6 protein-coding genes are annotated in these 9,033 nt (G+C 60.9%); 2 read left to right on the plus strand and 4 right to left on the minus strand.

Annotation, left to right across the window (positions count from 1 at the left end):
* Positions 1 to 332: 332 nt before the first annotated feature.
* From ACP7AP_RS23445 to ACP7AP_RS23455, 3 genes are all read right to left on the minus strand, one after another.
* A complete protein-coding gene (locus tag ACP7AP_RS23445) occupies positions 333 to 3,332 on the minus strand; it encodes a DNA translocase FtsK 4TM domain-containing protein (RefSeq protein WP_426038241.1) in 3,000 nt (999 codons plus the stop codon).
* A gap of 12 nt (positions 3,333 to 3,344) precedes the next feature.
* Positions 3,345 to 4,523 carry an aminotransferase class I/II-fold pyridoxal phosphate-dependent enzyme gene (locus ACP7AP_RS23450; RefSeq protein ID WP_426038243.1) on the minus strand — a complete coding sequence of 393 codons (1,179 nt, stop codon included), beginning with the start codon at positions 4,521 to 4,523 and terminating at the stop codon, positions 3,345 to 3,347.
* A 205-nt stretch (positions 4,524 to 4,728) separates the two neighbouring features.
* Entirely contained in the window at positions 4,729 to 6,060 is a 1,332-nt protein-coding gene (locus ACP7AP_RS23455) for an amidase (protein WP_426038245.1), read from the minus strand.
* Between the two features lie 78 nt (positions 6,061 to 6,138).
* Here ACP7AP_RS23455 and ACP7AP_RS23460 point away from each other — a divergent pair, with 78 nt between their 5' ends.
* On the plus strand, positions 6,139 to 7,365 hold the full coding sequence (locus ACP7AP_RS23460) for a UbiH/UbiF/VisC/COQ6 family ubiquinone biosynthesis hydroxylase (protein WP_426038251.1): 1,227 nt from the start codon (positions 6,139 to 6,141) through the stop codon (positions 7,363 to 7,365).
* A gap of 130 nt (positions 7,366 to 7,495) precedes the next feature.
* Here ACP7AP_RS23460 and ACP7AP_RS23465 read toward each other — a convergent pair whose 3' ends face one another.
* A complete protein-coding gene (locus ACP7AP_RS23465) occupies positions 7,496 to 8,239 on the minus strand; it encodes a hypothetical protein (RefSeq protein WP_426038247.1) in 744 nt (247 codons plus the stop codon).
* A gap of 257 nt (positions 8,240 to 8,496) precedes the next feature.
* Here ACP7AP_RS23465 and ACP7AP_RS23470 point away from each other — a divergent pair, with 257 nt between their 5' ends.
* A complete protein-coding gene (locus ACP7AP_RS23470; protein WP_426038249.1) occupies positions 8,497 to 9,009 on the plus strand; it encodes a hypothetical protein in 513 nt (170 codons plus the stop codon).
* Positions 9,010 to 9,033 lie beyond the last annotated feature (24 nt).

Consider the following 9,033-nt stretch of genomic DNA (forward strand, 5'->3'; position numbering starts at 1 on the left):
TGCGAAGCTCCATAGGATGTGATTTGCCCATCTCGATCCCCTATATCTGGAAAGATCAGGGAATCAGAAACCGTCCAAGATGGGAAGCCTGAATCATATGAACGGCGACTTGCTCTAAGGGATTTTTAAGATTACACCCTCCAACGGCGTGGTGAACCCCGCCCTACTCTAACTGGCTTTGGGCTTTTGAGGGCAGTTTTGCTCCAATCGCGAAGCCTCCGGCGGGGATATTTAGGCCAATGTGAAATTGTTGAGGGTGTGGCTTTGGCAAAGAAAAACGCGCGCAGGTTTTTGCGCGCGTTTTGTGTGTTCAGTCTGTTTTGACCTTGGGCTTAATGCTCCGGCAGCAAAATCTCGCGTTTGCCGACGTGGTTGGCGGCGGTGATGACCGAGTGTTCTTCCATCTGCTCGACCAGCTTCGCGGCTTTGTTATAGCCGATGCCGAGTTTGCGTTGGATATAGCTGGTGGAGCATTTGCGATCTTTGGCGACGATGGCGACGGCTTGGTCGTAGAGGCTGTCGTCTAACCCGTCGGAGCCGAGGCCCAAGAGGCTGTCGATTTCGGCGGCGTTTTCGTCTTCTGGGCCTTCGATCACGCCGGACATATAGACCGGGGGGCCGTAGGATTTGAGGTGGTTGACGATTTCTTCGACTTCTTCATCGGAGACAAACGGGCCGTGAATACGGGAAACGCGACCGCCGCCTGCCATGTAGAGCATGTCGCCCATGCCGAGCAGTTGTTCGGCACCTTGTTCGCCCAAGATGGTGCGTGAGTCGATTTTGCTGGTGACCTGGAAGGAAATCCGGGTCGGGAAGTTGGCTTTGATGGTGCCGGTGATCACGTCAACGCTTGGGCGCTGGGTGGCCATGATCAGGTGGATACCGGAGGCGCGGGCCATCTGGGCGAGGCGCTGGATGCATGCTTCGATCTCTTTGCCAGCGACCATCATCAGATCGGCCATCTCGTCGACCACCACCACGATATAGGGGATGGTGACGGGCTGGAATTCATCGGTTTCAAACATAGGCTCGCCAGTGTCTTCATCAAAGCCGGTCTGGATGGTGCGCTTGAACATCTCATTCTTCGACAGCGCTTCGCGGACGCGGCCATTGTAGCCTTCGATGTTGCGCACGCCCATTTTCGACATTTTGCGGTAGCGTTCCTCCATTTCCGACACGACCCATTTCAGCGCGACGACGGCCTTTTTAGGGTCGGTGACGACGGGGGAAAGCAGGTGCGGGATGCCGTCGTAAACGCTGAGTTCCAGCATTTTGGGGTCGATCATGATCAGGCGGCATTCTTCCGGGCTGAGTTTGTACAGCAAGGACAGGATCATGGTGTTGATGGCGACGGATTTACCCGAACCGGTGGTGCCTGCGATCAGCAGGTGGGGCATTTTGGCGAGGTTGGCGACGATGGGATCACCGCCGATGTCTTTGCCCAAGGCCAGCGGCAGGCGCATGTTGCTGTCGCCAAAGTCGCGGGCGGCGATGATTTCGCGCAAAACGACTTTTTCGCGGGTGGCGTTCGGGAGTTCGATGCCGATGACGGTGCGACCGGGGACGGTGGAGACACGGGCGCTCAGCGCAGACATCGAGCGGGCGATGTCATCGGCGAGACCGATCACGCGGCTGGCTTTCAGGCCGGGGGCGGGCTCCAACTCGTACATGGTGACGACGGGGCCGGGGCGGACGGAGACGATTTCGCCTTTGACGCCGTAGTCGTCGAGCACCGATTCCAACATGCGGGCGTTTTCTTCGAGGGCTTCGTCGGAGAGCGCGTGGCGTTGCACGGAGGAGGGCGGGGTCAGCAGCGAGATGGGGGGGAGTTCGTAGGCGGGCGCGGGGTCGTCGAAACGCAGGCGGGGTTGCGCCTCGGCTGCGGCACGGGCGGAGGGGGCGATGGGCTTTTTCACCGCGTGCTGGACCACCGGGCGACGCTCGGGTGTTGGGGCGGGGCGGGGGATTGCGAGGGCGGGGGTGTAAGGCGCGTCGAAATCTGCGGCGTTGTCGTCTTCATCGGCGGCGTAATCATAAGCATCGTCGGTCAGAGTAAAGCCGTGATCTTCAGGCAGATCAAAGGTTTGGTCGTCTTCGGATTCCACGAAAGCGTTGTGCAGCGGGGCTTTTGGGGCGACAACGGGCGGTTCTATGCGTGTGATCGGGCGGGTGTCGGCGATCAAGGGCGCGGGGCTGCGCGGGCGTTGCAGTGGCGGTTCGCGGCGCTGGATGGCGGCGGCGAGGGGAGAGAGTTGTGCTTCGGGTGGGCGGGTGCGCGAGCGGATGGCATCCGAGATTCGCGACTTGATGCGGTCATCCGAGGGCATGTCGGCGTGATCGGCGGCTTGCGAGATCGTGGGTTCGATCAGTTCGGGTTCGGGATCAACGGCACGGCGCATCAGCGCGGGCATCCGGGCCAAGAGGCCAAGCTTTTCGCGGGGCGGGGCGTATTGCGGGGCCTCGGCAAGGGGTTCGGCGTAGCGGTCGTCGGCGCGCAGGGTGGAGGGGCGACCGAAGGCTGATGCGGCCTCAACGGCGGGTTCGGCGCGGCGGATGGTGGATTGCGGGCGGTCTTCGCGCCAATCGGCGGGCGCGCGCAGGGTGTCGTCGGGCCGGGCGGCTTCGGCTGCGTTGCGCTTGCGGCGGGCGTGGATGGCGGCGGCGGCGCGGGTGGTGCCTTGCGCACCTTTGCCCGCAGCGCCGAGCAGGATGGAATAGCTGTAGATCAGGCTGGTGATCAGAAAGCGAAAGCCTGCGCGAATCTCGGGGAAATTGAAGCCGGTGACGAACAGCATCAGGGCGACCATCGCGACACCCGAGGCCAGCGAGATCAGTTTCAGCCCAATGGCCGAGCCGCCGGGGATGATGTTCATCAATGCGCCGACCACGGTGTCGCCGAACAAACCGCCCATGCCGAAGCTTTGCACCCACATGGCGGAGGGCAGCAAAGTGGCTGCGTAGACCGAGGCCATGGCGATGGCGATCACGGCGAAGACCATGCGGGAGACGGCGCGCTCGGCTCCGCGGTGCAGCACAAAGCGCAGGCCCCAGGCGGATAGGATCAGCGGGATCGCCCAGGTGCCTTTGCCGCCGATGATGATCAGGGTGGACGCCAAGGCCGCGCCGAAGCGGCCAAGCGTGTTGGCGGCGGGCTCGTCCGTGGCGACCATCCAGCCGGGATCTTCGGGCGAATAGCTGTTCAGCATTAGCATGAAGGCGAAAGCCAGCGCGATCAGGGCTAGCCCCAAAAGCTCGCGCCCCCGGCGTTCCAGCATCGCTGTGGTGCCCTGGTCGAGAAGCGGATCGCGTTGCCGCGCTTGATAAGATGCCATGTTACCCTGTCCTCAACCGTAGAGGCAGTCGCGAAGCTGGATCAGCCCGCGCTGCATTTCTTCTTTGGGGGCCACCAAGGCGACCCGAATATAGCCTTTGCCGGGGTTTTCCCCGTTTGCATCGCGCGACAAATACGCGCCGGGGAGAACCCGGACACCGGTTTCGCGCCATGCTTTGAGTGCGGCGGCCTCGCCATCTTCGACGGGCAGCCAGAGGAAGAAGCCGCCTTCAGGGGTTTTGAAGCCCTGTAGGCCCGCGAAAATGTGGTCCGCCGCGTCGAATTTCGCGTGGTAGAGCGCGAGGGAGGCCGCGACGTGTTGGTCATCGTTCCAAGCAGCTTCCGAGACTTTTTGGATCGGCAGCGGCAGGGGTGCGCCTGCGAAAGAGCGCAGTTTGCGGATTTCGGCGATGCCTTTTGCGCCGCCCGCCACGAAGCCAGAGCGCAGGCCGGGTAGGTTGGAACGTTTGGAGAGCGAGTGGAAGGTGAAGATGCGCTCGGGGTCGGCTCCGGTGGCTTGGGCTATTTCGAGGATGCCTGTCGGGGCGGTGTTGCGCCAGATCTCGGAATAGCATTCATCGGCGAAGATGGTGAAATCATGCTTCTCAGCCAAGGCCAGCAGGGTTTTCCAATAATCGGCGCTGGCAACGGCGCCCTGCGGGTTGGCGGGCGAGCAGATGTAAGCCACGGTGACGCGGTCCAGGATTTCGGACGGCAGGCCAGCATAATCAGGCAGAAATCCGGCGGCGGCGGTGGCGGGGACGTAGAGCGGCTCGGCCCCGACGGTGACGGCGGCTACGGCGTAGACTTGGTAGAACGGGTTTGGCATCAAGACGATGGGCTGTTTGCCGCCTTTGGTTTCAGGCGACAGGGCGATGCAGGCGTTATAGAGGCCCTCGCGGGTGCCGTTGAGCACCATCAACTGATCTTGGGCGATCTGCGCGCCGTAGCGGCGTTTGATCCAACTGGAAATCGCGCCCAGCAATTCCGGCGTGCCGTCGTTGGGCGGATAGACTGCGAAGTCGTTGATATTGGCCGTCATGATGGGGGCGACAAAATCGGGAATCGGGTGACGGGGCTCTCCGATGGTCATGGAAATGGCTTCACCGCCGGGCGGATATGCGTCTAGAAGCTTCCGCAAACGCGGAAACGCATAATCCGGCAGGTTCGAAAACCGCTTGGGAAACGCCATGACTGCCTCATCTCAGGGTCATATCGCCCCGTTCTGGATCAGGATAACCAGATCATGCGGGCGCGTCCAGAAAAACCCATATGGGATATGGGCTTGGTTGCTGCGGTTGTGGCTTTTTCGCCGGAGGTGACGCTCGGCGGCCCTTGCAGGTCTTCTCGCTTGCGTCCAGCGATACCCGTCGCGCAAGCGAGGGCAGAGCGGCGCGTCAGGCCAGCGCGCGTTCTGCGGCGGTGCCGATACGCAACAGAAGTTCGTCTTGGCCGGGGCCTGCCATGAAACTGATGCCGCAAGACGGTTGTGCTGTGGGCAAGGTCAGCGCGCAGAGGCCCATCAGATTGCCGATGCGGGTGTTGCGCAGGGCCAGCTGGTTTTCGGCGACAAAATAGCCGTCGTCGGTCATCAGGCGCTGGGCATTTGGCGGCAGAATAGGGGAGGTGGGCAGCAGAATGGCATCGTATCCGGCGGTTTTGGCGGCCCAACTCTGGCGGATTTCACGCAGGCGACGCCATGCGGCGACGTAATCGGAAGCCTTGATGGCAGCGCCGGTGCGGAAGCGTTCGAGGATGCGGGGGAACATTTTTTCGGGCGCAGCTTCGATGGTTTTGGCCCAGATGCCATAGGCTTCGGCGGTGAACAGGATGCCCGCGAGTGCCATCGCCTCGGCTGTTTCGGGAATGTCCGCGTGAGAGATTTGCGCGCCTGCACGCGACAGGCGGCTGAGGGCGTCTTCAAAGCCTTGGGCTGGGCGGGGACGTAGATCGTCCAGCGCTACAGTGTTCAGGACGAGGAAGCGGGCGTTGCTGAGGCTGCTGCCGCTCAGGTCGGCGGGTTTGCCGGAGTCGAGGGCGGCGAGGAGGAGGCCGCAGTCTTCGACAGAGCGGGCGAGCGGGCCCACGGTGTCGAATTGCTCGCAAAGCGGAACAACTCCGGTCAAAGGCAGGCGGCCGTGGCTGGTTTTCAGACCGACAAGGTCGTTCCACGCGGCGGGGATGCGGACGGAACCACCGGTGTCAGAACCAATCGCGGCGGGGGCAAGGCCGTAGGCGACCGAAGCGGCACCGCCTGAGGTGGACCCGCCTGCGACGGCTTGTTCGTCGTTGATGCAGGGCGGGGTGCCAGTGACGGGGTTGAGGCCGAGGCCCGAGAAGGCGAGTTCAGACATATGGGTTTTACCAAGGCAAACAAGGCCTTGGCGGGTCGCAGCTTCCAGAACGGCGGCGTCTTTTAGGGGTGTGCGATTTTTCAGCAGCGCCGATCCAGCTTCGGTGGCGATGCCTGCTGAATCAAACAGGTCTTTCCAGCTGACGGGCACGCCATCAAGCAGGCCCCGGCGCAGGCCGGATTTGGCGCGGGCAGCGGCCCCCATCGCTTCGCCCCGCGCGCGGGTCGGGGTGGAGCGGGCGTAGATCCGGGTGGAATGCTCGTGGAGGACGATTTTATCGAGGAAAAACTCGGTCAGCTCAACGGGGTTGATGCGGCCTTTGCCGATCTCGCGGCCAAGGTCGGCGGCGGTCATGTTGGACCAGGTTTTGCTCATGTTGTTCCCCATTTTGCGCGAAGCGTAGCGGCAAGGCGGCGCATGGACAATCCTGTAGGTTGGGCCATATTTGACGATATGGAAAAACATGCTGACATTGTGATCGTGGGCGGCGGCTTGAATGGCCCGGCCTTGGCTTTGGCTTTGGCTCAGGGCGGTTTGCGGGTTGTGGTGGTGGATGCGCGGCCTGCGGGGGCGCGGGCTGAAGTGGGGTTTGACGGGCGGGCTTATGCGCTGGCGGTGGCGTCGAAACGGTTGCTGGAGGTGATCGGGGTTTGGCCCCGACTTGAGGGGCGGGTGCAGCCGATCTTGCAGATCAAGGCCAGCGATGGAGTGGCGGGGCAGGGGCCTGCGCCGTTCTTTCTGACCTTTGATCATGCCGAGATGGAAGAAGGCCCGATGGGGTTCATGGCCGAGGATCGGTTGATCTACGCGGCGTTTTTGGCGGCGATGGCGGAGGTGGGGGTTGATCTGATTTCCGGCGAGACAGTTATTTCTCAGGTGGTTACGGCGCAGAGGGCTGAAGTTGTTTTGGCCTCTGGCCGTGTCGTTCGGGGTTCGGTTCTGGTCGGCTGTGATGGGCGTGGGTCTGGGGTGGCTGCACGGGCGGGGATCGGGCGAACGGGTTGGGGCTATGGCCAGACGGCGCTGGTGACGGCGATTTCGCATGAGAAGCACCATCAGGGGATCGCGCAGCAGTTCTTTATGCCGTCGGGGCCGCTGGCGATTTTACCGCTGGCGGGGGGGCATTTGAGTTCGATCGTGTGGAGTGAGACGGCGGCGCAGGCGGCAGCTGTTCAAGCGCTGGGGGATGCGGAATATCTGGAGGCATTGCGGCCTAGGTTCGGCAATTTTCTGGGGGAAATTGCGCTGGCTGGGGAGCGGTTTACCTATCCGCTGAGCCTGACCTTGGCGAACAGTTTCGTCGCCCCACGTTTGGCTTTGGTGGGGGATGCGGCGCATGGGGTGCATCCGATTGCGGGGCAGGGGCTGAACCTTGGGCTGCGCGATGTCGGGGCTTTGGCGCAGGTTCTGATTGAGGCGCAGCGCAGGGGTGAGGATATTGGGGCAGCCGACGTGCTGGAGCGGTATCAGCGCTGGCGGCGGTTTGACTCTACCGCGCTGGCGTTGGGGATGGACGGGGTGAACCGGCTGTTCTCGAACGACAATCCGGTGCTGCGGTTGGGGCGCGATTTGGGGATGGGGCTGGTGAACGCGGTGCCGGGGCTGCGGCGCGGGTTTATGCGGCAGGCGGCGGGGTTGTCGGGCGAAGTGCCGCGGTTGCTCAAAGGGTTGGAGGTATAGGGCGACTGCCCCTTGTTCTTTCCCAGCGGGGAAGGGAAATGTGATTTGCCGTCAGTACGGCATATATGTTGCGTGTGATGCAAGCTGTCGCTGGGCACGCATTGACGCTACCGAAATGCTGATGTTGCGATTATGCGCTGGGAAGCCATCGGGTCAGATCATTCTCCCGCAGATAGGTCAGCAGATCATCCCAGTTCTCGACGCCTTCAGACAGTGGTTTTTCGTATTGCTTGACGTGATCGCTGGTCAGTTGATCGGCGCTGGCCTTGGAGCCGACAAACTTTAGAATATCGTGCAGATGCTGCGGGTCAGACAGCTTTTCATATAGGGCAGTAAACACCGCTGCGTCGCCGTGTTTTTGGTGCAGGCTCTGCGCCACCTCGACAAAGCGCATGTGGTTATTCAGGAACTGGCCGAAACTGTCGGCATCAAAGCGGATTTTTGCGTGCAGCAGATCTGGGGTGACGGCATCTCCGTGCTTGACGACAAAAACCCCGGTTTCAGACGCGCGGCGGCGCGAGATGTACCGCTCAATCGGGTTGCGCAGCAGGATGATTTTTTGCCAGTTTTTCGAATGGCCAAGTTTGCCGAACAGCTTGACGCGGTTGAGATTGGGCAGGAAGTCTTTGAAGCCGAAGATTGCGCCCTCAGCTTCGGTATCCTTGCGCAGACGGTTCAGCAGGCCGATGGGATCAGCGTCACGGGCCGCCATATCGCGGTTGGTCAGGCCGAGTTTGGCAAGCTGTGGTTTGGGCAGTTCCAGCGCGTTTTCTTTGAAAATCTCGCCAAAGCAGGTAATGTCTGGGGCCGAGTTCAGCAGAGCGGCCAAGTGGTAAGAGCCGCTTCGGGCTTGGGTCAGGATCAGGAAGGGCATCGGCTACCTCGGGTGTTGAGGCGGTGATACGCGGGTTGGGGGGGAGGCGTAAAGGGGGGATGCGGCCGGGGCACGATCTGGGGCTGGGGTTGGTCTATGGGGTTCCCAGCCTGCGCCGGGGTTTTATGCAGCAGGCGGCGGCGCTGCCGGGGAAGTGCCGAAGTTGGGGGGGGAGGTTTGAGAGAGTATTAATGAGTTCATTTTTTTGCATACTGTTATGGTGGCACGTATTATGATGGGGTCGCAGGGGTTGGCATGTGACTGATATACCGGGAAGTTCCGATGTTGAACGGGTGGTAGCAATGCGAACTGAGCGAAATGCCCTGTGCACAATCGTAATTATTTTCCTATTGCCATTTTTCGTCCTAGCTTTTGTCGGCTTTAGCCCAATCAATGATGACATTATAATTGGACACGCGACGGCCTTGACGAATATGGTTCCGGGCCTGTCGAAGTCGTTCTTAAACATTCAGCAGTATTCATCCACGCTGAATTCTGCAGAGTTTGTAATTATTTATTTTTGGAGCTTTACAAGCGTTTGCACGATTTCTATGATACTCGTGTTCGCGTTTGGGTTCACCGAAAAGTTCCGTAAAATAGAAAATAACGGCAACAAAAATCAAGCGGTTAGAGTTTCTGTTCCTCGTGATCCGAGGAAAATGATCGGTCCAGCCTGGCTCTGTTGCACAAATCAGCCTGAGGTCGAGTTTTCCCTTCCGCTGGACAGAGTCATCCGACACGTTGAGTTTGCGGCGTTCCAAGTGCCGTAAATCGGTTCAGGATCGCCGCCCTGA

The sequence above is a fragment of the Cypionkella sp. TWP1-2-1b2 genome (genome assembly GCF_049896245.1).
Classification (GTDB): Bacteria; Pseudomonadota; Alphaproteobacteria; order Rhodobacterales; family Rhodobacteraceae; genus Cypionkella.

What these genes read in the sequence shown, in the direction of transcription:
- ACP7AP_RS23460 (WP_426038251.1), top strand. Translation starts at nt 6,139, where the DNA reads ATGGAAAAACATGCTGACATTGTGATCGTGGGCGGCGGCTTGAATGGC.
- ACP7AP_RS23455 (WP_426038245.1), bottom strand. Translation starts at nt 6,060, where the DNA reads ATGAGCAAAACCTGGTCCAACATGACCGCCGCCGACCTTGGCCGCGAG.
- ACP7AP_RS23465 (WP_426038247.1), bottom strand. Translation starts at nt 8,239, where the DNA reads ATGCCCTTCCTGATCCTGACCCAAGCCCGAAGCGGCTCTTACCACTTG.
- ACP7AP_RS23450 (WP_426038243.1), bottom strand. Translation starts at nt 4,523, where the DNA reads ATGGCGTTTCCCAAGCGGTTTTCGAACCTGCCGGATTATGCGTTTCCG.
- ACP7AP_RS23445 (WP_426038241.1), bottom strand. Translation starts at nt 3,332, where the DNA reads ATGGCATCTTATCAAGCGCGGCAACGCGATCCGCTTCTCGACCAGGGC.